This window comes from Leifsonia sp. (assembly GCF_051955155.1).
Lineage (GTDB): Bacteria > Actinomycetota > Actinomycetes > Actinomycetales > Microbacteriaceae > Leifsonia.
This window is the reverse complement of sequence record NZ_JBQCGZ010000131.1, coordinates 1-24,835: the sequence shown is the minus strand read 5'-3', so window position 1 is coordinate 24,835 and position 24,835 is coordinate 1. Positions and strand designations below refer to the sequence as shown.

The following is a 24,835-nucleotide window of genomic DNA, read 5'->3' as shown; positions in this document are numbered from 1 at the left end:
GATCTCTTGGAGGAGCGACGTGCGGACGATCGACGCCCAGATCCACGTCTATGAGGCGAACACACCGGAGCGGCCGTGGGCCGGCTCCGGTCACGGGCCGGCCGAGGCGCTCGGCGAGGATGCCGTGCGGATGCTGGACGAGACGGGTGTGGACGCCGCGGTCATCGTCTCGCCCTGGTCGATCTACCGGTTCGATCCGGCGTACTCGCTCCGAGTCGCCGCCGCCCACCCTGGCCGGTTCGGCGTCGTGTGCCCGATCGACACCGGCTCGCCGTCGGACGCCCGGGCCTTCGTCCGCGCGTGGGCCGGCACGGCGTACGCCGTCGGAGTGCGCATGATGCTGATCGATGACGCGATCCGGGAAGCGGTGCGCGACGGCTCCCTCGACAGCGTGTTCGCGGAGATCGCGGGCACCGGACTCCCGCTGTGCGTCGCGTGCCCTGGCGAGCTCGGCACCGCGCGGCGCATCGCGGAGGGCCGGCCGGATGTCACGCTCGTCATCGACCACGCCGGGCTGCGGACCACATTCACTCCCCCGCCGCCGCGCGACACGCTGGACGACCTGCCGGAACTCCTCGCGCTCGCCGACCTTCCGAATGTCGTCGTGAAGGCCACCGGCCTGCCGTCGCTCTCGCCGGGAGCGTACCCGTGGCCGGATATCCACGCCGTGCTCCGGCGCATCCTCGACGCGTTCGGCCCCGAGCGCGTGATGTGGGGAAACGACTGGACGAGGACGGCCGAGTTCCTGAGCTACGAGCAGGGGCTGCGCTACCTCGAGGGCTTCGCCTTCCGCGACGAGCAGGAGCGCGCGTCTCTGCTGGGGGCGACCGCCGACCGCGTCTTCGATCTGCGCAACCGGATCGGCGGTCCCTGACCTCCGCACCGCGTTCACCGGCGGACGGACGACGGCGCCCGTCCGCCGGTGCGCAGCGCGCCGCGGGCGCGATCGCGGAGCTCGCCCTCCGCTCCCCCGAGGACGCCGGAGAGCCTCCGTGGATCGCCGAACAGGTGCGTCTCGGCCACGACCTGACGCGCCGCGAAGCCGCTGACCGCGACCTCCGACACCAGGTGCGAGAACTCCACCCGCTCGGGCCCGGAGAGGAAGCGCGACTGGAAGAACGCCTCGACATCCGCGGCCGCGGCGGCCGCCGTGCGCGGGTCGGGGCTCATGAGCAGTCTCGGCCCGCCGATCTCCTGGAGGATCTGCGGAAGTCGGCGTGCCGCCGGAGCGAAGGCGATCCTCGCCGAGGCCAGGGTGCGCCAATCCGGCTCCCACATCCCCCACTCGTTGGGGCCCGCTTCCGCCTCCGCCGCCACGACGGCCGCGCGGCAGGCCGCGGTGATCGCCCGCGCCTCTGCGAGCAGATCGCCGACCCAGTCGTAGTGGTCGACGCCGAGCAGGTGAGCGAGCTCCGTCGCGAGGCCGAAGTAGAACTCCGCCTTCACCCCGCGCCGCACGGTCGCCTGGTGGACGAGCAGGGCAGCGGCACCGGTCCGGCGGTACACCTCGTTGCACGCCGCGGGCGCCCCGAGGAGGAACACCCGCTCGTGGGGGATGAAGACGTCCTCGAGGACGATCGCCGTCTGCACTTCGTCGTAGCGCCGTCCGAAGCGTTCCACGCTGCCCGACGTATCGACCGCACGGCAGACGAACCGGACGCCGGGCGCGTCCGCAGGGACGGCGACGGCGAAGGAGTACGGTGCTTCATCCGGGCCGTTGCCCGCGACCGTCGCGGGCAGGAGGAGGATCTCGTCGCACAGCGGCCCGGATGATGCCATCATGCGCGCGCCGGACAGGACGATCCCGTCCGCCCTGTGCTCGATGACCCGCGCGGCCATCTGCCCGCCCAGCTGATCGCTGCCGTCTGGCTGTCGATTGACTTCGGGGAGGGACAGGGCGTAGCCGACGGCGAGATCCGCGCTCCGCACGTGGGCGAGATACGCGGCGACCCGCTCGCCGAACGCCGGGTCGACTCCGGCGAACCACGCCGTCGCCCTGCCGAACGCCGCCACCAGCGCGTGCCCGTGATCCGGGCTCTGCAGCAGGTGCCCGAAGGAGTGCTCCGCCACCGCGGCGACGGCGCGGGTGCGGCTCGCCAGCTCGGTGGCGTTCTCCGGCGCGTGCAGACTGGACGCGAACGGCCCGGTCTCCTCGGCGCGAACGAACAGCTCGGCGAGGGACGGATCGAGGCGCAGGTCGAAGGTCTGCGCGTAGCTCCCCGCCGTGGGGGCGAACGCCCCGTGCCTGGCGATCCCGCGGCGGACGATCTCACCGTCGACGGCCACCTCGACCGTTCGCGCGTCGAGGTCGGCGAGGTAGGTGTTGCCGCTCCGAAGTGTCATTGCATCCTCCCGGTCGGGATCGAACTGTTGTCGCGTCAGGACGGCGTCCACCCGATCGCGATCGGCGATGGCGCCTGACAGTGCGCCCAGCATGAGCCCCGCAGGTCAGCCACTGCAAGTGATGCGCAGTAGATCCCTCAACCTGCGAGCTTCACGACCAGGGAATGCGCAAATCACCCTGCATTCTGCGAGATATCTCGGCATGACCGCGCATCTTGTCCACCCGGAAACCGACCGTTCGCATCCGGTCGTGGCGGTCTCCATAATCGGGTTCCAGCTCCGCCGTGACCGCCACGGCACGACCAGCGCCGAAAGGTATCCGATGCCCTCCGTCTCCGCCCACGTCGCCCACGCCATCGCGTCCCACGCCCGCCACGTCTTCGGCGTCATGGGGAACGGCAACGCGCACTTCATCGACGCGGTGGAGGCGCGCACCGACATCGCATACACGCCCGTGCGCCACGAGGCGGGAGGCGTCGCGGCGGCGGACGCGCACTTCCGTGCCGGCGGTGGAATCGCCGTGGCGACCGCGACCTACGGTGCGGGATTCACGAACATGATCACGCCGCTCGCGGAGTCCGTGCAGGCGTCGGTGCCGCTCGTCCTGGTCATCGGCGACGCGCCGACGACGGGAGCCCGACCCTGGGACGTGCGTCAGCGGGACATCGCGGACGCCGTGGGCGCGCCCACCTACACGGTCGGCGTCACGGACCCCGCGCAGACCGTGCATCGCGCCGTCGCGGACGCCCGGGTGCTGAGACGACCGGTGGTGGTCGCCATCCCGTACGACATCGGCGCGCAGGAGGCCGGCCCGCTGCGGGAGCACACCGGGGAGCCGATCGACGCGCGGGTCCACGAACCCGGCGCCGGGTATGCCGAGCTGCGGGACGCCCTGGCCGCCTCCCGCCGCCCGCTTCTGCTTGCGGGACGGGGCGCCTGGCTGGCCGGCGCCGCAGAGCCGCTCAGCTCCCTCGCGGACACCCTCGGTGCTGTCACCGCGTCCACCGCGCTCGCCCGGGGCATCTTCGCCCGGCGCGAGCACGACCTCGGGGTGGCCGGCGGGTTCGGTGCGGAACCGGCGATGGCCCTGGTCGCGGAAGCGGACGTCGCCGTCGTCTTCGGTGCGTCGCTGAACCAGTTCACGATGCGGTTCGGCGGCCTCTTCGGCCCCGATACCCGGGTCTTCCAGGTCGACACCGCCCCCGCTGCGACGCACTCCCGCGTGGATGTGCACGTGCGAGCCGATGCGGCGCGAGCCGCGCACCGCTTGACCCGCGACCTGCCCGCCCGGCCGGTGAGGGACCACTGGCGCACGCAGGTCGACGTCGCCGCGCTCCGCGTCCACGACGACGGCCCCGAGTTCGCCGACGATCGTCGCCTCGATCCGCGAGCGGCGGCCCGCCGGATCGGGCGGCTGCTGCCCGACGACCGCGTCGTGGTCTCGGACGGAGGCCACTTCATCGGCTGGGCCAACATGTACTGGCCCGTCGCCTCCCCCGACCGCATGATGATGGTCGGCACCGCGTATCAGTCGATCGGTCTGGGGATCCCCAGCATGATCGGCGCCGCCCGCGCCCGGGCCACCGCCACCGTCGTCCTGACGTCCGGAGACGGCGGCGCGCTCATGGCTCTCGCGGACCTCGAGTCGGCCGTTCGCGTCTGCGGCGGCCTCGGCTGCGCCGTGATCTGGAACGACGCCGCCTATAGCGCGGAGGTGACCCTCTACGGGGCGAAGGGCCTCGCACCGGGACCGATGCTCATCCCGGAGACCGACTTCGCAGCGCTCGCCCGCGCACTGAACGCGGAGGGCGTCGTCGTCCGGTCGCTCGACGATCTGGAAGCGCTGCGCGAGTGGGCCGCTCGCGATCCCCGGGAGCGGCCCTTCCTCCTGCTCGATCTGCGCGTCTCCGGGACGGTCGTCGCGCCGTACCAGCACGAGATCATCCGGGTGAACTCATGAGGACGACCCGGCGACCCTGAACCGGAAACCGGGTCTTCGCCCGCTCGCCGAAGTGAATGACCTGCGCCCGGCTCTGCGGGGCGGTTCCTCTGGCGGCGGGGACGCCGGCGTCCTTCGCCGACCCCGCCCGGCGCTGTAACCTGGCCATGCCGATGCCACGCACATCCCCGATCCCGGACCCGGCCGCCGCGGACAGCGACGCCGGCGCTCCGCGCTACGCCAGGGTGGCCGCCGACCTGCGGCGCCGGATCGCCGAGGGCGACCTGGCCGTCGGCACCCGGCTGCCGAGCGAGGCGTCGCTCGCCGCCGAATACGGTGTGACGCGCAGCGTCGTGCGCACCGCCCTCGCCCAGCTCGCGCGCCAGTCCCTCGTCGTCTCGCGCCCGCGCGGCGGCTGGACCGTGCAGCCGCGGCACCGCACGCAGGGCTTCGACAGGATGCTCTCGTTCGCGCAGTGGGCGGCCGACGGCGGCCGGGTGCCCGGCGGCACCATCGCCTCCCGGCAGCTGCGCCCGGCGACGGCCAGGGAGGCCGGCCTGCTCGGGATCCGCTGGCAGGAGCCGCTCGTCTCCTTCACCAGGGTCCGCACGCTGGACGGCCGGCGCGTGATGGTGGAGCGCTCCACCTGGGCGCCGTGGCTGACGCCCGTGATCCAGGCCCTCCCCGACGACGTCGCCTCCACGACCGAGGCGCTCGCGGCCGAGGGCATCCACATCACCTCCGGCAGCCACCGCATCGAGGCCGTCGCGGCGTCGAGCGAGGACGCGGCGCTGCTCGGGGTCCGGCGCTCCAGCCCGCTGCTGCAGGTGACGAGGGTCACCACCACCAGGGAGGGCCGCGTCGTCGAGCTGGGCCTCGACCGCTACATCTCCGGCGCCATCGCGTTCGAGGTGACCGCCGGCGGGAGCCAGCGCACGCTGGTCTGAGCGTCACCCGCGGCCGGCGACCGCCCAGTGCGCACAGTCGGCCGTCGGATCCGGCTGCATCCTGCCTCCCGCGGGCGTTTCGACGCCTGGCGTTCACCGGCCATTCGCCTCGGCTTGCTCGGCTGTGCTCGCCCCCTCCCCCCGATCGGGCGCCTCCGACACGACCACACCGAGGAGACCCATGTCCAGCGAGCCGCAGCCGTTCACCCCGGACCCGTACGAGCGCGAGCAGACCGTCCCTGACGAGATCCTGCGCTCCGGCCTTTCCCGGCGCGGGATGCTGCGCGCCCTCGGTCTGCTCGGCGGTGCGGCGGCGATCGGCGGCGCGACCGGCGCGGCTCTCAGCGGCGGCGGAGCCGCGCAGGCCGGAACGACCCGCGCGGCGCTGCCCGCCGGGTTCGCGGGGGACATCACCGACATCAAGCACGTCGTCGTGTTCGTCCAGGAGAACCGCTCCTTCGACCACTACTACGGTGCCCTGCCCGGCGTCCGCGGCTTCGAGGACAAGCAGGCCGTGCGCTTCCAGAACGGCGGCGACGTCTTCTCACAGCCCAGCGGCTCCTCCTTCGTCAAGCCGACCAGGGTCACGACCGTCGCCGGCACGACGACGGGACTCGACCACTCGTACTCCGGCGGCCTGTCCGCGTGGGCCGGCGGCCGGTACAACAACTGGATCGGCGCGAAGGGCGCGGCGACCATGCACTACGTCACGGGCGAGGAGATCCCCTGGCAGTACTCGCTCGCGAGCGCGTACACGATCTGCGACGCCTGGCACTGCTCGGTGATGGGCCCGACGACCCCGAACCGGCTCTACCACTGGACCGGCACCTCCGGCGGGGTGACCGACAACGGCGGCGAGTCGGACGGGACACGCTCCTGGCAGACCTACCCGGAGGCCCTGCAGAAGGCCGGCGTCTCGTGGCGCGTCTACGTCGACAACAGCGACAACGGCTCCAGCTGGGTCGGCGACTACACCGACAACCCGATCCGCGGGTTCGCCCCGTTCACGACCTCGGGATCCACCGCGACCGACCTGGCCAACCGGGCCGATCCCGTGAAGAACGCCCCGGGCACCGGCCTGGTCTGGCGGGCGGGTTCGGCGCCGTACGCGCCGACCGGTGCGCCGAACAACGACAGCGACGCCAACCTGGACGCGGTGCTCAAGGACTTCATCGACGCCTGCAAGCCGGACGCCGAGCACCCCCTCCCCCAGGTGTCGTGGGTCGTCGCCCCGTACGGCTGGTGCGAGCACCCGTCCGCGAACCCCGAACACGGCGCCCACTTCAGCAACCGCGTCATCCAGGCCCTGCAGAGCAACCCGGAGCTCTGGAAGAGCACGCTGCTGATCATGACGTTCGACGAGAACGACGGCTACTTCGACCACGTGCTGCCGCCGTTCGCCGAGCCCGGCACGCCGGGCGAGTACTCCGGCAGCACGCCGATCGGCTACGGCGCGCGCGTGCCGGCGATCCTCGTCTCGCCCTGGACGCGGGGCGGCTGGGTGAACAGCGAGGTCTTCGACCACACCTCGATCATCCGGTTCCTGGAGACCTGGACGGCCGCCATCGGAACGCCCGCGCTGAGCTCGACGATCACGCCGTGGCGGCGCGCGATCTCCGGCGACCTGACCAGCGCGATGGACTTCGCCAACCCGATCGTGGACGTGCCGGACCTGCCGGACACGGAGGCGCTGGTGCAGATCGCCAGGGCGGGCGGCACGATCGCCACCCAGGTCCCGCCCGCCGACCGCTGGGACGGCGGGACGCTGCGGCACCGGCCGCTCTCCTTCCACCCGCACGGCACGTTCAGCGAGGACCGCACGACCGGAACAGTGACCGCGCACCTCAGCCTGGAGGGCGGCCCCGCGGGCAAGGCGGTGAGCCTGCAGGCCTTCCCGGACCGCTACCTGCCGTTCGCGAACACGCCGCACACGGTCTCCGCCGACGCCCCCGCGTCCTACGCGTGGGACGCGGCAGCGCACGACGGCCGCTACGCCTTCTCGGTCTACGGGCCGGACGGCTTCGTCCGCTCGCACGCCGGCACGGTGCTCCCGGTCGGCCAGAACAACGCGGGCGTCCCCCGCATCGACGTGGCGCTGGTCCGCGGCGCGCAGCCGACCGTCGCCATCGACCTGCACAACGACGGTCTGCAGGCGGTGCACTACATCCTGAACGCGAACGACCACTCCGGCGGCACGCGCAGCGTCTGGGTGCAGCCGGGCGCGAAGCAGAGCGTGAACTGGCCGACCGACGACGGCTACTACGACGTCGTGATCACGGCGAACACCGGCACCGGCTGGCGGCACCGCTACGCCGGCCGCATCGCCCAGCTCTCCGCCTGACCCCGCCCCGGCCGACCGGCCCGGTCCCCGATTCAGCTCCAGACCCAGAACCCGATCCCGACCGCATGCAGGAGACCCCCATGTCCGCGTCCTCCCGTCCGCTGCTCCGACTCCCCCGCTCGCGCGTGGCGCGGATCGCCTCGGCGATCGCCGTCCTCGCCGTCGTCGCCGGTGGCGCCCTCGGCGTCGGCTACGCGGCGTCCGCTGCCGGCTCCGCCGTCGATCCCGGGGATGCGATCAAGCCCGTCGCCGCCTACACGTTCGACGGGGACAGCGGAACCAGGGTCGTCGACACGTCCGGGTCGGGCAACGACGCGGCCTGGAAGGGCACGCCGGCCTACGTGGCGGGCGTCTCCGGCCAGGCCGCGTCGGTCAGCGGCGGCGCGAACTACGTGAAGCTGCCGCTGGTGGCGGGCAAGACCGACGCCTCCTCCAGCTTCTCGTACGAGTTCTGGATGGCCGAGCGCAGCCGCACCAGCTACGGCCCGATCGTCAGCAACCAGGACTTCAACTACTGCAACAACGCGGGGATCACGCTGTACAACCAGGCCACCCCCGGAACCCTGGAGGCGTGCTGGGGGCAGACCGCGGGCGGGACGCGGGAGTACGTGCACGACATCCAGCCGAACGTGCTCGGCGCGTGGCACCACATCGCCGTCGTCGTCGACCGCACGGCGAACACCGCGACCTTCTATGTGGACGGCGTGGAAGCAGCCAACTCGCCGGCCGACGCGATCACCGCCGACACGGCCTTCCAGAGCGGGTTCGCCTTCAACATCGGCGGGCTCTCCGGCAGCGAGAGCGACACCGGAGACGGCTTCGTGAACGCGTCCGTCGACGACTTCGCGTTCTTCGACCAGGCCATCCCGGCCCAACAGGTGGCCGCCGACTACACGGCCACCAAGCCGACCGTCGTCAACTACACGATTACGTACGACGGCAACGGCGCGGCCGGGGGCTCGACCGCCGCACAGACCGTCACGGCGGGCCAGTCGGTTGCCCTGACGAAGAACGGGTTCACCCGCCCCGGCTACCGGTTCGTCGGCTGGGCGACCAGCCCGTCCGGGCAGCCGGAGTACACGGACGGCCAGGCCGTCTCCGGTCTCGCCTCCGCCCCCGGCGCCATCGTGAACCTGTACGCGGTCTGGAACCGCTACCGCGCCGCAGGCGACACGGTCGCGCCGATCGTGTCCTACGACTTCGACGCCGACAGTGGCAGCACGGTCGCCGACAGCTCCGGCAACGGGTTCTCCGGCTCCTGGTCGGGGACGCCGTCGTACGGAGCGGGGATCGACGGCAAGGCCGCGTATGTCAACTCGCCGGCGGGCAGCCTCAAGGGCGTCAACGTCCTCAAGCTCCCGCTGATCGCCGGCCGCACCGACGCCTCCTCCAGCTTCTCCTACGTGTTCTGGCTGAACCAGACGGCCTCCAGCTCCGACTCGCCGATCGTGTCCAACCAGGATTTCGCGCACTGCTATAACAAGGGCACGACCCTGTACAACACGGCAGGCAGCCCCGGCGTGCTGCGCGCGTGCTTCGGCCGCAACGGCACCTCGACGTCCCAGAACTACCTGCCCCAGGTCAGCCCGACCTCGGTGATGGGCGTCTGGCACCAGGTCGCCGTGGTCGCCGACCGCGCCGCCGGCACCATGACCGCCTACCTGGACGGCGTGCAGACCGCCCGCAGCACCGGCCTGACCAGTGCCTTCGCGCTCGCCAGCGGCTTCCCGTTCACGGTGGGGGCCGAAGGCTCGGGGACGGACCAGGGCGACGGCTTCGTGAACGCGTTCGTCGACGACTTCGACTTCTACGACAGCGCGGTGAGCGCCGACCAGATCCAGAACGACTTCCGGGCGACCCGGCCGGCCACCGGCCCGGCGACGCCCGGCTCGACGGTGCCCGCCGGCTTCGTGAGCGACACCTTCCGGGCGCCGGAGGTGCGGGCGGGCACCACCTTCACGCAGCGCGTCGCGGGGCTGTTCAACGGCGGCGCTGCCACGTTCAGCAAGGTCGCGGGCGACGGCTGGCTGAGCGTCGACGCTGGCGGTGTCGTCACCGGCACCGCCCCCGCCGCCGCACCGGCCGATCCCGCGACGATCACCGTCCAGGCGACCGATGGCACGACGACCGCCCAGCTCACGGTCGAGGTGCGCGTTCTCGCGGCCACCGCGGCACCCCAGCTGGCGACGGCGACGTGGAACCTGTGGGACGCGGGCAGCCACGTCGACGACGCCGACTTCAAGGACCTCGCGGTCATCGCCGCGGACGGCCTGGACGTGATCGGCCTGCAGGAGGACGACGGGACCGTCGCCGAGCGGCTGGCGAAGGCCCTGGGCTGGTACGCGCAGACCGGCGACGGCGTCTCGCTCCTCTCCGCGTACCCGCTGGCCGCGCGGCCATCGACGCTCGCGGCCGGGACGCTTCCCGCCGTCTCCGCGACGGCGGACGTGCTCGGTCACCCGATCCGGCTGTGGAGCGTCGGCCTCGACGCCGGCGGCTACGGGCCGGAGGCGCTCTGCCGCAGGGCGTCGCCCGACGCGGCCGCCGCGGTCGCCGCGGAGAAGGCGTCCACCCGGTACGGCCAGGCGAAGGCCGTCGCCGCGGCCATCGCGCCGGAGGCGGCGAAGGCCGCGGGGACGCCGGTCATCGTGCTCTCCGACCTCGAGTCGCCCTCGGCGGCCGACTGGACGGCCGCGACCTCCGCCGCGCACTGCGGAGCGGGCGCGGTCGACTGGCCGGTCCCGGACCTGCTCACCGGCGCCGGCCTGACCGACTCGTTCCGCGCAGCGCACGCCGACCCCGCGGCCGACGCCGGCGTCACCTGGTCGCCGCTCGTCACGGTCGACCCGACGACGGGCGGCCCGGAGCCGCAGGACAGGATCGACTACGTCCACTACGCCGGCTCGTCGCTGTCCGTCCTCGGCTCCAATACCCTCGTCGCCGGCTGGCCGTCGCCGAAGAACATCCCCGGCAACGCGTGGACGAGCGATCACCGCGCCGTCGTCACGACGTTCGCGGTCGGGAACGCGAAGCCGGCGCCGGTCGTCACCGTCGGCGCGTCGACGGCCGCGGTGCAGCGCGGGACGCATCCCTCCTCCGCCGACCTGCTCCGGCTGCTGAAGGCGGCGAGCACCACTGCAGGCGCGCGGCTCGCGATCGACGACAGCGCCGTGGACGTCACGACGGTCGGCGACTACCGGGTCACCGTGACCGCCACCGACCCGGCGACGGGGCTGACCTCGGCGCCCGTCGACGCGACCGTCCGGGTCGTCCCGGTGATCGCTCTGACACTCGGCCACTCGACCGCGACGTTCCAGCTCGGCCGCGGCGATGGCCTGACCGCCGCGCGGGTGCTCGCCGCGCTGAAGCCGGAGCTCTCCGTGCCGGGGACGGTGAGCGTCGACCTGTCCGCGATCCAGAAGGGACGCGCGGGCCGCTACCCGGTGACCGTGACCGGGACGGACGGCTACGGGTTCACGGCCCGGGCGTCCGCGACGGTGACGATCACGATCGCCGCGGGCGGCGCGACGACCGCACCCACCGGGACGCCGAGTGCCGCCCCGGCAGCGAGCGACCCCGGCTCCCCGCTGGCGGGGACCGGCTCCGACGTCGCCGTGCCGGTCATCGTGCTGGTGCTGCTGCTGGCGGCGGGCGGAGCCGCGATGGGGCTGCGGACCGCGATCGCCCGCAGGCGCCGGCTGTGACGCGGGGCCGCCGCCGGCGCACCGGCGGCGGCCCTGCCCGTCACGAGGTCAGGTCGTAGACGGTGACCCCGTCGACCGTCGTCGCGGTGTAGTTCGCCTGCACCCAGCTCGCGATCTCGCTGGAGGCGCTGCTGCCGCCGTTCGCCTGGCCGACGCCGCCCGCGATGAAGTAGTGGATCTTCTTCGCGGCGACATCCGCCTGGAACTCGGCCAGCGTCGGGGACGGATCGGACCCGTTGAAGCCGCCGATCGGCATCACCGCCTGCTGCGTCGCCAGCTGGTAGCCGGCCGCCGCGTTGGAGCCGATCGCCGCCGCCACCCAGGTGTAGGAGGAAGCGTCCGCCTTCAGGAGCGCGGCGAGCTTCGAGCCGACGGCGGAGGAGCCGAGGAGGCCGCCCATCCCGCCGCCGCCCGCGCCGGGTGCGGTGCCGGTGGTCCCGGTGCCGCCCGTCCCCGTCCCGGTCCCCCCGGTCCCCGGCATCGCGCCCGGCGCACCCCGGCCGCCGAAGCCGCCCGCCGGGCCGCCCTGCGCCTGTCCGCCCTGGCCGCCCGGTCCCCCGCCGAACCCGCGGCCGCCGCCCGGGCCGGCCATGCCGCCGGACACCGTCGGGCCCGCGGTCACGATCGAGCCGCTGTGACCGGTGGTCACGGTCTGCAGCGCGTACGCGGTGGGCGCCAGCAGCGCCGCGACCAGGGCCGTCGCGATCGTCGCACCGGAGAGCGCCCTGCCGCGCGGGGGACGGAGCAGCAGCACCGACGCCGCGAGCGCGACGACCACGACCACGACCTTCAGCCACGGCAGCCAGTCCGTCGCGCGGTCCAGCAGCACCCAGGCCCAGATGCCCGTCCCGAGCATCGCGACGGCGGAGACGATCCGCACCCACGGGCGCTCGCGCGCGCCCCACACGGCGGAGGCGCCGATCGCGGCGACGACGGCCAGTGCCGGCGCCAGCGCCACCGTGTAGTACGCGTGGAAGATGCCGGCCATGAAGCTGAACGCGAGCGCGGTCACGATCAGCCAGCCGCCGAACAGCAGCAGCGTCGCCCGCCGCGCGTCCGTCCTGGCCGCCGCCCGGCCGAGCACGAGCGCGACCGCGAACAGCACGAGCGCCGCCGGGAGCAGCCAGGTGATCTGCCCGCCGATCTCGTTCTCGAACAGGCGCAGGATGCCGGTCGATCCCCACATCCCGCCGCCGGCCGCGGTTCCCCCGCCGCCGGTGACGCTGCCGGTCTCGTCCCCGGTGAGCCGGCCGAGGCCGTTGTAGCCGAAGGTCAGCTCCAGGAAGCTGTTCGTCTGCGAGCCGCCGATGTACGGCCGCATCGAGGCGGGCACGAGCTCGACGATCGCGACCCACCATCCCGCCGAGACGATCACGGCGGCGAGCGCCGCGAGCAGGTGCCAGAACCGCTTCGCGAGCGACGTCCGCGCCACGGCGAGGTAGACGCCCGCGAGCACCGGCAGGATCAGGAACGCCTGCAGCTGCTTGGTCAGGAAGCCGAAGCCGATGGCGACGCCCGCCCAGATGACCCAGCGGATGCGCCCGGACTCGATGCCGCGCAGCGTGAGGGAGGTCGCGAGGGTGAGCAGCAGCACGAGCAGGGCGTCCGGGTTGTTGAACCGGAACATCAGCGCGGCGACGGGGGTGACGGCGAGGACGCCGCCCGCGAGCAGCGCGGTGCGCGCGCCGAAGTGCCGCCGGACGGTCGCGTAGACCAGCCAGACGGTCGCAACGCCCATCAGCGCCTCCGGCACCAGGATGCTCCACGAGCTGAGTCCGAACAGCCGCACCGAGAGCGCCATGATCCACAGGCTCGCCGGCGGCTTGTCGACCGTGATCGAGTTGGCGGCGTCGCTGGAGCCGTAGAAGAACGCCTCCCCGTTCACCGAGCCGGCCTGCACGGCGGCGGAGTAGAAGGAGTTGGCCCAGCCGTTCGCTGCCAGGTCCCAGAGGTACAGCAGCGCCGTGACGGCGAGCAGCCCGAGCAGCGCGGGACGCTCCCAGGCTGCGGCGTCCTCGCGGCCGCGCACCAGGCGTCGCAGCGCCGAGCGCGCACGGCCGCGGGGCGGCGCGGTCACCGTCGAGGCGGACGGGGTGGATGCGGTGGTGGCGGACATGTCACTGCTCCGTTTCGGTGGGGGTGAGGACGAGGACGGGGGTGGAGTCCGCGGGCGCGGCCGCGGGCGCACCGAACGCGCCCTCCGCGGGGACCTCGGCCGCCACCACCGCGGCGGGCCGGCGGGACGCCCGGAACACCCAGAGCCGCAGCAGCATGAACCGCAGCAGCGTCGCCACCAGGTTCGCCGCCGTGAGCACGAGCAGTTCGACGCGCGGCGGCGCCCCGGGCGCCGTCGCGTGCAGCACCGCGAGCGAACCGCTGGTCAGCGCCCACGCGATCCCGAAGACGGCGAGCCCCTGGAACTGGTGCCTGACCATCCCCGGCCGCCCGCGCACGCCGAAGGTGAACCGGCGGTTCGCCCAGGTGTTCGCCACCGCCGTGAGCAGCAGCGCCGCGAAGTTGGCGACCTGGGCGGTCAGGACCACCTGCAGCAGCAGGTAGAGCACCGCGTACGCGGCGGTGGAGAGCACCCCGACCAACGCGAAGCGCACCACCTGGCCGAGGAAGCCCGGTGGATCCGGCGGCGAGAACGGGTGCCGGCCGAGCTCCGCGTACACGGAGTCGAGCGGGATGCGGCCGCGGGCGATGTTCGTGCCGACGCGCAGCATCCCCTTGAGGTCGTCGCGCGCCGTTCGCACGATGTCCACCGAGCTGTCCGGGTCGTCGACCCAGTCGACGGGGATCTCGTGGATGCGCAGCCCCGCCCGCTCGGCGAGGATGAGCAGCTCGGTGTCGAAGAACCAGCCGTCGTCCTCCACGAGCGGCAGCAGGCGCTCGGCGACGTCCCTGCGGATGGCCTTGAAGCCGCACTGCGCGTCGCTGAAGCCGACGGACATCGTGCGGCGCAGCAGCAGGTTGTAGCTGCGCGAGATGAACTCGCGCTTGCCGCCCCTGCTCACCCGGGCGCTGCGGCCGAGCCTGGTGCCGATCGCGAGGTCGGAGTGCCCGGACAGCAGCGGGGCGACGAGGGGCGGGAGTGCGGCGAGGTCCGTGGAGAGGTCCTCGTCCAGGTAGACGAGGACCTCCGCCGGGGACGCTCCCCACACCGCCTTGAGCGCGCGGCCCCTGCCCTTGAGGGGCAGGTGGACCGCGACGACGCCGGGGAGCCGGGCGGCGACGGCGTCCGCGATGGCGGGCGTCGCGTCGGTGCTGGCGTTGTCGGCGACGGTGATCCGCCAGCTCGCCTGGACCGCGTCGGTCAGGTAGGCGTGCAGCCGGGTCAGGGACGATTCGAGCGTCGCCTGCTCGTTGTACACGGGCACGACGATGTCGAGCGAGAGAGTGGATGTGTTCTGCATCCCCTCACGCTGGCTCCGTTACATTCCCGTGACCTTTCGCGACGGTATGCCCGGTGTATGGGTCTGCTGGGCGGTTCCTATGCCGCGCCGCTGGGGACGCTGGCCGTCGCCCACGCGAACCCGTCCGGGTCGGTGCCGGCCGGTCCGTCCCAGCCGATCTCGACGCGGTGCGAACCGCTGCCGGCGACGGGGACACCGGCGTCCTTCGCCAGCGCCGCCCGCTTGTAGAGGCCGAAGCCGATCGGGCTGCCCGTCAGCGCGAAGTCGACGTAGGACCCGAAGCTCTTGCCGACGGTCAGGCCGCGCTCGACGTGGAACCGCTTGCTGGCCTTCACGTCGTCGGCGCCGACCAGCAGGACGACCGAGTCCGCCTTCTTCTGCGCGGGGCCGGTGTCCTTCTTGGCGGAGGTGGCGACCTTCCAGATCGCGCCGTCCGGCGCCTGGATGGAGCCGCCGACGCCCCACAGCGACGACGAGACCGGCTTCAGCACGGTCGCGCCCGCGGCAACGGCCGCGTCCACGAACGCGTGCACGTTTGCGGGCTGGGAGACGATGATGGAGAGGGTGAAGCCGCGGAAGCCGGTCGACGGCTCCGCCGCCTCACGGACGCGGATGAGGTCGCCGAGCCCGAAGGCCTCGGCGTAGAAGCGCTCGGCGGCCCGGGTGTCGGCCGCCTCCAGGGTGATGTGCTCGATGGATGTCATGCGGCAACGGTATTTCCGCGGCCGATCGGGGCGCTTCTCCAAAGCTGCTCGATCCCCCGCTGCCGCTCTCCCAGGCGCCGCCCAGGGAGGAATGCGCGGACCGGGCGTACCGTTCCACCAGACGAGCAACGAATCCCGGAGGGGGACACCCATGGCAACCGTCGAGCTGACCGCCGCGAACATCGAGTCGAAGATCACCGAGAACGACATCGTCTTCGTCGACTTCTGGGCCGAATGGTGCGGACCGTGCCGCATGTTCGGGCCGGTCTTCGAGAAGGCCTCCGAGCAGCACCCGGATGCGGTGTTCGGCAAGGTCGACACCGAGGCGCAGCAGTCGCTCGCCGCGTCGGCCGGCATCACCTCCATCCCGACGCTGATGGCGTTCCGCGACGGCATCCTCGTCTTCTCCCAGCCCGGCGCTCTGCCGGAGCCGGCGCTGCAGGACCTGATCGGCCAGGTCAAGGCGCTCGACATGGACGCCGTGCGCGCCTCGATCGCCGAGGCCCAGGCGTCCGCGGGGGCGAACCCCGCCGAGTGACGCCCGCGTCATCCCGCCCGCCCGGCCCGCGCCATCGGGGCCGGGCGGGCGTACCATGCGCGGCATGACCGACGCGAAAGAGAACGACCCCGAGACCCCGTCGGGGGAGCCGATCGACACCGATGCCATCGCCGAGGGCGAGGGCGGTGGACCCTACGACGCCGACGGCGTCATCGAGCCCAGGGACGACGCGGCCGCCGACGACGAGGACGACCCGACGACCTGACGTCGCCAGCCGTTCACCTGAAAATACTTGTCCCCCGGCCCTGTACCCCACTAGTGTCGTGCCAAGGGGCCCCCGATGAGGGGCTGGCAGCAGCACATCTGGGGAGGGGTGCCGCATGACGACCTACGACACACCGATCGGGAACGCGCCGAAGCCGGGACAGGACATCCATCTGGTCCGCTGGACGCGTTCGGCCGACGGCTGGAGCAGCGAGACCGTTCTCTGCACCTATCTGGGCGGGACGCCGAAGGACTGGATCGTCGAGAGATTCGGCGAGCGCGTCAGCCTGGCCAGGGAAGAATGGGCCCAGTTCGCCTTCTAACCGCACCCGTCTGACCCCACTCGGTACGTCTGCCCCTGCTCGAGCACCGGCGCAATGTACCGAACCGGCACAGTCGCCCGCATTCGTGCGAGGTCAGGCGGCGGGGCGGGTAGGGCGGTAGGCGGCGTCGTAGGCGCGGCGGAAGCGGTCCGCGGAGGCGAAGCCCCAGCGCGCGGCCACGACGGCGTCCGTCTCGGCGGGGCCGCTCTGCTGGTCGGCGTGCGCGGCCGAGAGCCGCGCCCGGCGCAGGTAGGCGCCGGAGCTGGACCCGGTGCGGGCGCGGAACGCCGCGTCCAGCCCGAACAGGCTGGTGCCTGCCGCGGCGGCGACGTCGGCGGGGGTGATCGGCAGCGAGAGGTTGTCGTCCACGAACCGCATCGCCCTGCGGTGCACCTGCGCCTGCCCGCTTGCCGTGGCCGGGCGCAGCTCCCGCTCGCCCGAGAGCGGGAAGCATTCGAGCACCGCGAGGGCGACGGTGTGGAACAGCCCGGCGCGCACCATCGGGTTGTCGATCGTGCCCGACTGCACGTACTCGGCCGCCACCTGCGCCACCTGCAGGGCCCAGCGGCCCTGCTCGGCGCTCACCGGTCGCGGCGAGGAGAACTCGGGCACGATCGCGTCGTCCGCGTAGACGACGCGGGCCACCTCGCGGAGCCGGTCCGCGGACAGGTAGATGTTCACGATGGACAGGTCGTGGCCGTGGCCGAACAGGTCGTGCCCCGGCCGGGAGAGGAACGGCATCCCGTACGACGTGTCGCGGTCGCCGTCGATCTCCCACGCGTAGTCGCCGGAGAAGACGGCGGACAGCGAGAACTGGTCGAACTCGCCGTCGGACTCCCAGCGTCCCCCGATCCGGTAGAGACCGATCGACAGCTCGTCGTCGCCGTCCTGCTTGACGTCGAAGGTGAAGTCCGATCCGGGGTCGCGCGAGAATGCGAAACGGCCGTCCGCCTCCCTGAGGAGGGCGTCGGCCTCTGCCGGGTCGTTCGTCCGGCTCCGCACGCGCTTGAGCTCGTCCACGCCCGCAACGCTACCCCCGCTCTCGACGGGAATCGCTGGACTCGGTCGACTAGGATGAAAGACGGAGCATGCCCGCATCCCGCGGCCCTCCCATCGGGAGGTGTCGTGCCCAGCACGTTCCATTCACGCAACGAGACGGTGGGACCGGATGCGACGGAGCAGATGCTCCGCGCGAACTACGGCGACATCCGGCTCGGCTCCGGCGTCCGGCTCAGCGGCCTCTCCTACGCGGAAGAGCTGCACGGCGAGGACCGCCTGCTGCTCGGCAGGCACCGCTTCGCGGGCGAGGTCACGATGAACGTCGGCCTCCCGTTCATCGCGATCGGGCTCGCCTCCGGCGAGTACCTGTGGCGCAACGGAGACCAGCTCGGCGACATGACCGTGCAGCCGGCGCTGTTCCAGCCGGAGGACGACGTCGTGACCAGCTTCGAGCACGCCGACGTCGAGGTGGTCGGGCTCGAGGTGGCGGCCCTGACCCGTACGGCGACCGTGCTGTTCGGCGAGGACGATCTGCGGATGCGATTCCTCTCCTCCTCTCCCGTCGACGCCGCCGCGGCCGCGCACTGGCGGGCGGTCGCCCGCGTCGCCTGGGCGTCGCTGGACGAGAGCGCCGGCGCGGGATTCGGCAACGAGCTGGTGCGCGCGTCCGTCTACCGGCAGCTCGCCGTCGCCACCATCGAGACGTTCCCGCTGGCCGGCGACCACGCCGCGCGCCGGACGACGGTCGCCTCCCGGGCCGCCGCGTTCAAGCGCGCGATCGGCTACATCGACGCGCACGCCTCGCTCCCGATCACGCTGGACGACATCGCCGTCGCCGCCGGGACGACCCCGGCCGAACTCGACCGCGCCTTCGACATGCACCTGCCGTACACCGCGGAGCAGTACCTCGCGAGCGTCCGGCTGTCGGCGGCGCGCGCCGACCTCGCGGACGCCGATCCGGTGGCCGGCACCGTCGCGGAGGTCGCGGCCCGCTGGGGCTTCGCCGACACCAGGGCCTTCGCCCGCCGCTACCGCGAGCGCTTCGGCGAGACCCCGCAGCAGACGCTGCGGCGGTGAGCGCCCGCGACTAGCTGCAGGCCCATTCCCTCAGCGCATCGGACGCGGGGATGTCCCCGCCCCGGTCGTTCCCCGGCACGCAGAGCTCGATGTCGTCGGCGCGCGTGCACGCGCTCGCATCCAGCGACTGCGTCGCGAAGTGCAGTGTCTCGGTCTCGCCGGGGCGCATCGTGCGGTCGCCCGTCCCGCAGGTCCACGAGATCGTGTGGCCGGTGTCGTTGGTGATCGTCCGGTCGACGCCGCCCATCGTCAAGCCGTCCCACCACGGGACCCATGCCCCTGAGACCAGGACGAGCACCGTGGCGGCCGCGACGACTCCGCCGATGGTGCGTGCGATGCGTCGCCGTCGGTGCGGGACATCCCCACACCCTAGCGGTCGCGGGCATCGCGCGACCGAGCGCTCACAGCCCCGCGTTCTCCGCCAGCACCTCCACGGCGATCCGCCAGTCGCGGGCCGGGGTCCCGTCGCCCGTCTCCTCCTCGCCGGGCAGCCGGGCGACGAAGGCGGGGAACAGCGCGCCCTCCTGGTGGGTCTCCTCGATCAGGCCGAGGTACTCGCCCCCGAAGTACACCTCCCAAGCCGCCGTCGCCGTCGGGCTGTACATGAGCGTCAGCGGCAGCGAGCCGTACGAATAGACGGCGTGCTGGTGAGCGAGTTCCTTCCCCGTCATGTCCGCAGGATAGGCGTGTTCCTTCCCGCGGGGAAGGGACTGTGACGTCACCGAGGGAGGAGGTCTCGGACGACACGCCGGCCGAGAGCACGCGAGGGAGGAGTTGAGCACCTCTTGGGCCCGCGGGTCCTCCGTTTCGGAGGGGACCGTCACGCGACGAAGCGGTCGTCGTCCTCTTCGCCGAGCTCGTGCGTCGCGGACACCGCCGAGGCCACGACATCGCGCATCCGGCCGCGCCGGGCGAACGCCGCGCGCTGCAGGCCGGCGCCGCCTCCGGTCGCCAGGATGCGCGCGACGCCCTCGCGGACGCTGGCCAGGTCGCCGTTCTCGGCGAGCGCCTGCGCGGTGTGCGCGACGAGCGCGTGCACGGCTTCCTCGGCCGGCACCTCGCGCCCGGTCACCGGGTGCGGGAGGCTGCCCGTCGTGCCGGTGAGCGCCGCCTGCCACTCGGCCAGCCGCAGCGCGGCGGACGGCACGGGCACGGGGGCGACTCCGGCGCGCCACTGCGCCACCGCGGTGTCGACCAGGCCGCGGACCAGAGCGGCGAGCACGACCGTGTCGCGCGCGTCCAGGCACACGTCGGCGACGCGCACCTCCACCGTGGGCTGCTTGTGCGAGAGCCGCGCGTCCAGGTACAGCATGCCCTTGTCCAGGATGACGCCGGTGTCGACCAGCAGCCGCTCGAACCGGTCGTACTCGGCCACCGACCCGAACAGGTCGGTCGGGCCGGCGCTCTGCCACTGGTGCCAGGCGACGAACCGGTAACTGGCGTGGCCGGTGTCGGCGCCGCCGAAGAACGGCGAGTTCACGCTCATCGCGAGCAGCACCGGCAGCCAGTTCCTGATCCTGTCGAGGATCGCGACGCCCTCCTCGCGCGAGTCGATCCCGACGTGCACGTGGCAGCCGCACACCAGCGTCCCCCGCGCGGTCTGGCCGTAGCGCTCCAGCATCTGCGCGTAGCGCGGGTCCTCTGTCACGTGCGGCCGCAGCCGCATCGGCGACATCGCCACCGCCGCGGCGCGCGCACCGTGCGGGCGCGCGAGCGCGTCGGCGAGCCGGCGCCCGGCGACGACGTCGGCCAGCAGCGCGTCCGTGTCGGTGTGCGGCCGGGTCTGGGTCTCGATCATCTCCTGCTGGATCTCGGCGGTCAGCCGCGCGCCCGCCTCGCCGTCCGGCCGGTCGGCCAGGGCGAGCGGAGCGACCGGCGTCGCCAGGCCACGCGAATCCACGAGGAGAAGCTCCTCCTCCACCCCCACAGTCCTCACGAGACCACTATCGGGGCGAACCGGGCGTGCGGCAATACCCCTCGTGACTCAGCGCAATCGGCGCGCGAGCACCTGCCCCGGCCAGTCGCCGACCGTGAACGTGTCCGTCCGTTCGTAGCCGCAGGACTCGTAGAAGCGGACCAGATCGCCGGAACCGCCCGCGTAGCAGTCGACGCGGAGCAGCCCGATGCCCGCGGCCTCCGCCTGCTCGCCGGCGAAGCGCAGCAGCCCGCGGCCGACGCCCTTCGCGCGCGGGTCGCGGGAGCCGATCAGCACGCGGACGTACAGCTCCGGCTCGTCCACCGGCCACACGTAGTCGGTGGCCTGCCCGAGCACCAGGAAGCCGACGGGGCCCGCGTCCTCGTGCTCGGCGATCCAGGCGCCGGGCTCGGCGACCCAGCCCTGCACCCTCGCCACCTGCTTCGGCTGCGCGGAGAACGGCTCCGTCCCCCACTGCCCGGTGTTGCCGATGGCGGCGAACCAGGCGATGGCCCCGTCGAAGAGCCGGAGCACGTGCGGAGCGTCGGAGGCGGTGGCGCGGCGGATGCTGGTCATCCCCCGATCATCCCGCATCCGGCCGCTAGACTCCGGGCCATGCCGAGCCTCGCCGAACTCCTGCCGGCCGCCCTGCGCGGAGACCGGGCACCGCTCGAGTCCGCGCTGGCCGCGGACAGCCGGCTGCCCGGCCCGCGCGCGAACCTGGAGCTCGCGCACCGGTTCGCCGACCTCGCCGCCGCGACGTCGCCCGCCGACCGGGATGCGCTCGTCGCGCTGCTGACGACTGGCTCGCCTCGCGGTTCGCCGCCGACGTGCCGGAGGGCGCCGCCGAGTTCCTGCCGGCGACCGCGGCCCTCGCGGCGGGCGCGCTCGGCGAGCTGCCGCTCCTGGACGACGCCGCCGCCGACCAGCGCTGGCGCGTGCGGGAGCTGGCCGCGACCGGGATGCAGCGCGTGCTCGCCGCCGACTGGGCGGCCGGCGTCGCCGCCGTGCGCGGGTGGCTGCGTTCGGGCGACCCGCTGCGCGTGCGCGCGGCCGTCGCCGCCGTCGCGGAGCCGCCGCTGCTGGCGGACGACGCCCACGCGGCGGAGGCGTGCGCGATCGTCGGAGACGCCGTCGACGTGCTGCTCGCCGTCCCGGCCGCGGAGCGCAGGGACGACAAGGTGCGCGTGCTGCGGAAGGCGCTCGGCTACGCGGTGAGCGTCGTCGCCGTCGCGCATCCCGACTCCGGCATCCCGCTGCTGGAGCGGCTGGCGACGTCGACGGACGCGGACGCGGCCTGGGTCGCGCGGCAGAACCTGTCCAAGGCGCGGCTGACGCGCCTCGGCGACCGCCTGGCCGTTGCCAGGGACGCGGTCAGCCGACGGTGAGCGTCCCGTCGTCCGCGAGCGTCCAGCCGGGGTTGTACGCGACCTCCCAGACGTGGCCGTCCGGGTCGGCGAAGTAGCCGGAGTAGCCGCCCCAGAACACCCGCTCGGCGGGCTTGAGGATGCGCGCGCCCGCGGCCTCCGCCTGCGCGAGCACCGCATCCACGTCGGCCTCGGTGCGCTGGTTGCAGGCCAGGGTGATGCCGCTGAAGGTGCCGTCGATCGGCCGCCGCGCGTCCTCGGCGAGGTCGTCGCGGCCGAACAGCGCGAACGCCATCCCCGGCAGCTGGTAGAACACGACGCCCTCCGGTGCGTCCGCCGGCCGCCAGCCCAGCCCGTCCTCGTAGAAGGCCCGCGCCCGCTCCAGGTCCGCGACCCCCACCGTCACCAAAGAAACCCGCTGATCCATCCCCAGACGCTACCAGCCGAGTACGCAGAAAATGCGCCCGGAACGGCCGAGTACGCAGATGATCTGCGTACTCGGCTGGTGCGGGTCAGCGGGTGAGGGCCTGGGTGAGGTCGTCCAGGAGGTCGGCGAGGTCCTCGATGCCGACCGAGAGGCGGATGATGTTGTCCGGGACCTCGAGCTCGGTGCCGCGCACGGAGGCGTGGGTCATCTCGGCCGGGTAGCCGATCAGCGACTCGACGCCGCCGAGCGACTCGGCCAGCTGGAACACGCGCGTCGACTCGGCGAACCGGCGGGCCGCCGCGGCCCCGCCGCTGAGCGCGACGGACAGCATCCCGCCGAAGCCGCTCATCTGCTTCGCCGCGAGCTCGTGCCCCGGGTGATCGGGCAGGCCAGGGTAGTACACCGCGTCGATGCCGTCGCGGCCGACCAGCGCCTCGGCGATCGCCTGCGCGTTGGCGCTGTGCCGCTGCATCCGCACGTCCAGGGTCTTGATGCCGCGGACGGTCAGCCACGCGTCCATCGGCGCCGAGACGGCACCCGCCGCGAACTGGATGAACTGCACCTTCCCGGCCAGTTCTTCGTCCGCGAACACCAGGGCGCCGCCGATGACGTCCGAGTGGCCGCCCAGGTATTTGGTGGTCGAGTGCACGACGACGTCGGCGCCGAACGAGAGCGGCTGCTGGAGGGCGGGAGAGGCGAACGTGTTGTCGACGACCACCAGCGCGCCCGCCGCGTGGCCCAGCTCCACCAGCGCCGCGAGGTCGCTGATCTTCATCAGCGGGTTGCTCGGCGTCTCGATCCAGAGCACGCGGGTCCGGTCGGCGCCGAGGGCGGCGCGCACCGCGTCCAGGTCGGTGAGGTCGACGGTCGTGTTGCGCACGTCCCACGCGCCGTGGATGCGGTTGATCAGGCGGTGCGTGCCGCCGTACACGTCGTTGCCGAGCACGACGTGGTCGCCGGGGGCGAGCACGGCGCGCAGCAGCGCGTCCTCCGCGGCGAGGCCAGAGGCGAACGAGAGCGCCTGCACGCCGCCCTCCAGCGACGCCAGCAGCGTCTCCAGCGAGGTGCGCGTCGGGTTGCCGGCGCGGCCGTACTCGTAGCCGCCGCGCAGCCCGCCGACGCCGTCCTGCACGAACGTCGAGGTCTGGTAGATGGGCGGGATGATGGCGCCGGTGGTCGGGTCGAACTCCTGGCCGACGTGGATGGCGCGCGTGGCGAAACCGTGGGTCATTGCTGCCTTTTCTGCGTGTGGGGGCTATTCGCTGAGGTAGGTGAGGAGGTCCTGGCGGGTGAGCACCGCGACGGGCTTGCCGTCCTCCGTCACCAGCAGGGCGCTCGCGACGGCGAGCGCGGCGCGGGCCGCGGTCACCGACTCGTTGACGCCGATGAGCGGCAACGGCTCGCCGAGGTGCGCGCCGACCGGGTCGCTCATCTTGGCGCGGCCGCTGAAGACGGCGTCCACGAGCGAGGTCTCGTCGAGCGCTCCGGCCACTTCTCCCATCACGACGGGCGGCTCGGCAGTGAGCACCGGCAGCTGCGAGACGCCGTAGGTGTTCATGATCCCGATCGCGTCGTGGACGGTCTCGCTCGGGTGGGTGTGCACCAGGTCGGGCAGGTCGCCGCGCTTCGTGCGGACGATGTCGTGCACCGTCGCCTCGTCCGGCACCTCGCTGAAGCCGTAGGAGCGCATCCACTTGTCGTTGAAGATCTTGGCCAGGTAACCACGGCCGCCGTCCGGCAGGATCACCACGACGACGTCGTCGGGACCGAGGTCCTTCGCGGCGCGCAGGGCGGCGACGACCGCCATGCCGCTGGAGCCGCCGACGAGGATGCCCTCCTCGCGCGCCAGCCGCCTGGTCATGTGGAACGACTCGGCGTCGGTGACCGGGATGACCTCGTCCACCACGCTCGGGTCGTAGGCTCCCGGCCAGAAGTCCTCGCCGACGCCCTCCACGAGGTAGGGACGACCCGTCCCTCCGGAGTACACGGAGCCCTCGGGGTCGGCGCCGACGATGCGCACGCGGCCCTCCGACACCTCCTTGAGGTAGCGTCCCGTTCCGGTGATCGTGCCGCCGGTGCCGACGCCGGCGACCAGGTGCGTGATCCTGCCGTCGGTGTCCCGCCAGATCTCGGGCCCGGTGGTCTCGTAGTGGCTGCGCGGCCCGTTCGGGTTGAAGTACTGGTTGGGCTTGAACGCGCCGGGGATCTCGGCCGCCAGCCGGTCGGACACCGAGTAGTAGGAGTCGGGGTGGTCCGGGGGCACGGAGGTGGGCGTGACGACGATCTCCGCGCCGTAGGCGGTGAGCACGTTGCGCTTGTCCTCGCCGACCTTGTCGGGGAGCACGAACACGCACCGGTAGCCGCGCTGCTGGGCGACGAGCGCGAGGCCCACGCCGGTGTTGCCGCTCGTCGGTTCGACGATGGTCCCGCCGGGCTTCAGCAGCCCTTCCTGCTCCGCAGCGTCGATGATGCGGGAGGCGATGCGGTCCTTCGACGATCCGCCGGGGTTCAGGTACTCGAGTTTGACGAGCACCGTCGCCGCGATCCCGTCGGTCAGCCTGTTGAGCTTC

22 protein-coding genes are annotated in these 24,835 nt (G+C 72.9%); 10 read left to right on the top strand and 12 right to left on the bottom strand.

What is annotated here, in order from left to right; all coding sequences use genetic code 11:
- Positions 1-19 precede the first annotated feature (19 nt).
- Entirely contained in the window at positions 20-874 is an 855-nt protein-coding gene (locus ACTHMF_RS14530; RefSeq protein ID WP_440318562.1) for an amidohydrolase family protein, read from the top strand.
- Positions 875-888: 14 nt separating this feature from the next.
- On the opposite strand, the gene ACTHMF_RS14525 is transcribed toward ACTHMF_RS14530, so the two are convergent.
- Entirely contained in the window at positions 889-2,343 is a 1,455-nt protein-coding gene (locus ACTHMF_RS14525; RefSeq protein ID WP_440318560.1) for a 4-hydroxyphenylacetate 3-hydroxylase N-terminal domain-containing protein, read from the bottom strand.
- Positions 2,344-2,665: 322 nt separating this feature from the next.
- Here ACTHMF_RS14525 and ACTHMF_RS14520 point away from each other — a divergent pair, with 322 nt between their 5' ends.
- From ACTHMF_RS14520 to ACTHMF_RS14505, 4 genes are all read left to right on the top strand, one after another.
- Entirely contained in the window at positions 2,666-4,303 is a 1,638-nt protein-coding gene (locus ACTHMF_RS14520) for a thiamine pyrophosphate-binding protein (RefSeq protein WP_440318558.1), read from the top strand.
- A gap of 152 nt (positions 4,304-4,455) precedes the next feature.
- Positions 4,456-5,229: a GntR family transcriptional regulator gene (locus ACTHMF_RS14515; RefSeq protein ID WP_440318556.1), complete on the top strand. Its 774-nt coding sequence runs from the start codon at positions 4,456-4,458 to the stop codon at positions 5,227-5,229.
- Between the two features lie 181 nt (positions 5,230-5,410).
- Positions 5,411-7,570, top strand: a complete 2,160-nt coding sequence (locus ACTHMF_RS14510) for an alkaline phosphatase family protein (RefSeq protein WP_440318554.1) — start codon at positions 5,411-5,413, stop codon at positions 7,568-7,570.
- Positions 7,571-7,650: 80 nt separating this feature from the next.
- Entirely contained in the window at positions 7,651-11,274 is a 3,624-nt protein-coding gene (locus ACTHMF_RS14505; protein WP_440318552.1) for a LamG-like jellyroll fold domain-containing protein, read from the top strand.
- Between the two features lie 40 nt (positions 11,275-11,314).
- On the opposite strand, the gene ACTHMF_RS14500 is transcribed toward ACTHMF_RS14505, so the two are convergent.
- From ACTHMF_RS14500 to ACTHMF_RS14490, 3 genes are all read right to left on the bottom strand, one after another.
- Positions 11,315-13,390, bottom strand: a complete 2,076-nt coding sequence (locus ACTHMF_RS14500) for an ArnT family glycosyltransferase (RefSeq protein WP_440318551.1) — start codon at positions 13,388-13,390, stop codon at positions 11,315-11,317.
- Between the two features lies 1 nt (position 13,391).
- Positions 13,392-14,690 carry a glycosyltransferase gene (locus ACTHMF_RS14495; RefSeq protein WP_440318549.1) on the bottom strand — a complete coding sequence of 433 codons (1,299 nt, stop codon included), beginning with the start codon at positions 14,688-14,690 and terminating at the stop codon, positions 13,392-13,394.
- Positions 14,691-14,767: 77 nt separating this feature from the next.
- A complete protein-coding gene (locus tag ACTHMF_RS14490) occupies positions 14,768-15,394 on the bottom strand; it encodes a glyoxalase (RefSeq protein ID WP_314149469.1) in 627 nt (208 codons plus the stop codon).
- Between the two features lie 151 nt (positions 15,395-15,545).
- Here ACTHMF_RS14490 and trxA point away from each other — a divergent pair, with 151 nt between their 5' ends.
- The 3 genes from trxA (at position 15,546) to ACTHMF_RS14475 (ending at position 16,480) form a co-directional block, all read left to right on the top strand.
- Positions 15,546-15,932, top strand: a complete 387-nt coding sequence (trxA, locus tag ACTHMF_RS14485; protein ID WP_314149470.1) for a thioredoxin — start codon at positions 15,546-15,548, stop codon at positions 15,930-15,932.
- A 64-nt stretch (positions 15,933-15,996) separates the two neighbouring features.
- Complete coding sequence (locus tag ACTHMF_RS14480) at positions 15,997-16,158, top strand: hypothetical protein (protein ID WP_314149471.1); 162 nt, start codon at positions 15,997-15,999, stop codon at positions 16,156-16,158.
- Positions 16,159-16,273: 115 nt separating this feature from the next.
- Positions 16,274-16,480, top strand: coding sequence for a hypothetical protein (locus ACTHMF_RS14475; protein WP_314149472.1), 207 nt, complete (start codon positions 16,274-16,276; stop codon positions 16,478-16,480).
- A 93-nt stretch (positions 16,481-16,573) separates the two neighbouring features.
- Here ACTHMF_RS14475 and ACTHMF_RS14470 read toward each other — a convergent pair whose 3' ends face one another.
- A complete protein-coding gene (locus ACTHMF_RS14470) occupies positions 16,574-17,500 on the bottom strand; it encodes a helix-turn-helix transcriptional regulator (protein WP_314149473.1) in 927 nt (308 codons plus the stop codon).
- A 105-nt stretch (positions 17,501-17,605) separates the two neighbouring features.
- Here ACTHMF_RS14470 and ACTHMF_RS14465 point away from each other — a divergent pair, with 105 nt between their 5' ends.
- Positions 17,606-18,556 carry a helix-turn-helix domain-containing protein gene (locus tag ACTHMF_RS14465; protein WP_440318547.1) on the top strand — a complete coding sequence of 317 codons (951 nt, stop codon included), beginning with the start codon at positions 17,606-17,608 and terminating at the stop codon, positions 18,554-18,556.
- A gap of 10 nt (positions 18,557-18,566) precedes the next feature.
- Here ACTHMF_RS14465 and ACTHMF_RS14460 read toward each other — a convergent pair whose 3' ends face one another.
- From ACTHMF_RS14460 to ACTHMF_RS14445, 4 genes are all read right to left on the bottom strand, one after another.
- Positions 18,567-18,803, bottom strand: coding sequence for a hypothetical protein (locus ACTHMF_RS14460; RefSeq protein ID WP_440318545.1), 237 nt, complete (start codon positions 18,801-18,803; stop codon positions 18,567-18,569).
- Positions 18,804-18,957: 154 nt separating this feature from the next.
- Positions 18,958-19,227: a hypothetical protein gene (locus tag ACTHMF_RS14455; protein ID WP_314149476.1), complete on the bottom strand. Its 270-nt coding sequence runs from the start codon at positions 19,225-19,227 to the stop codon at positions 18,958-18,960.
- Positions 19,228-19,376: 149 nt separating this feature from the next.
- Positions 19,377-20,483, bottom strand: coding sequence for a carboxylate-amine ligase (locus ACTHMF_RS14450; protein WP_440318610.1), 1,107 nt, complete (start codon positions 20,481-20,483; stop codon positions 19,377-19,379).
- A 57-nt stretch (positions 20,484-20,540) separates the two neighbouring features.
- On the bottom strand, positions 20,541-21,047 hold the full coding sequence (locus ACTHMF_RS14445; protein ID WP_440318543.1) for a GNAT family N-acetyltransferase: 507 nt from the start codon (positions 21,045-21,047) through the stop codon (positions 20,541-20,543).
- Between the two features lie 254 nt (positions 21,048-21,301).
- Here ACTHMF_RS14445 and ACTHMF_RS14440 point away from each other — a divergent pair, with 254 nt between their 5' ends.
- Positions 21,302-21,859 carry a hypothetical protein gene (locus ACTHMF_RS14440; protein WP_440318542.1) on the top strand — a complete coding sequence of 186 codons (558 nt, stop codon included), beginning with the start codon at positions 21,302-21,304 and terminating at the stop codon, positions 21,857-21,859.
- Here ACTHMF_RS14440 and ACTHMF_RS14435 read toward each other — a convergent pair.
- From ACTHMF_RS14435 to ACTHMF_RS14425, 3 genes are all read right to left on the bottom strand, one after another.
- Positions 21,846-22,265: a VOC family protein gene (locus tag ACTHMF_RS14435; RefSeq protein ID WP_314147704.1), complete on the bottom strand. Its 420-nt coding sequence runs from the start codon at positions 22,263-22,265 to the stop codon at positions 21,846-21,848. The genes ACTHMF_RS14440 and ACTHMF_RS14435 overlap by 14 nt on opposite strands.
- An 85-nt stretch (positions 22,266-22,350) precedes the next feature.
- Positions 22,351-23,496 carry a cystathionine gamma-synthase gene (locus tag ACTHMF_RS14430; protein ID WP_440318539.1) on the bottom strand — a complete coding sequence of 382 codons (1,146 nt, stop codon included), beginning with the start codon at positions 23,494-23,496 and terminating at the stop codon, positions 22,351-22,353.
- Between the two features lie 24 nt (positions 23,497-23,520).
- Positions 23,521-24,835: cystathionine beta-synthase (locus ACTHMF_RS14425; protein ID WP_440318537.1), on the bottom strand; the 1,315-nt coding region annotated here is incomplete at its 5' end.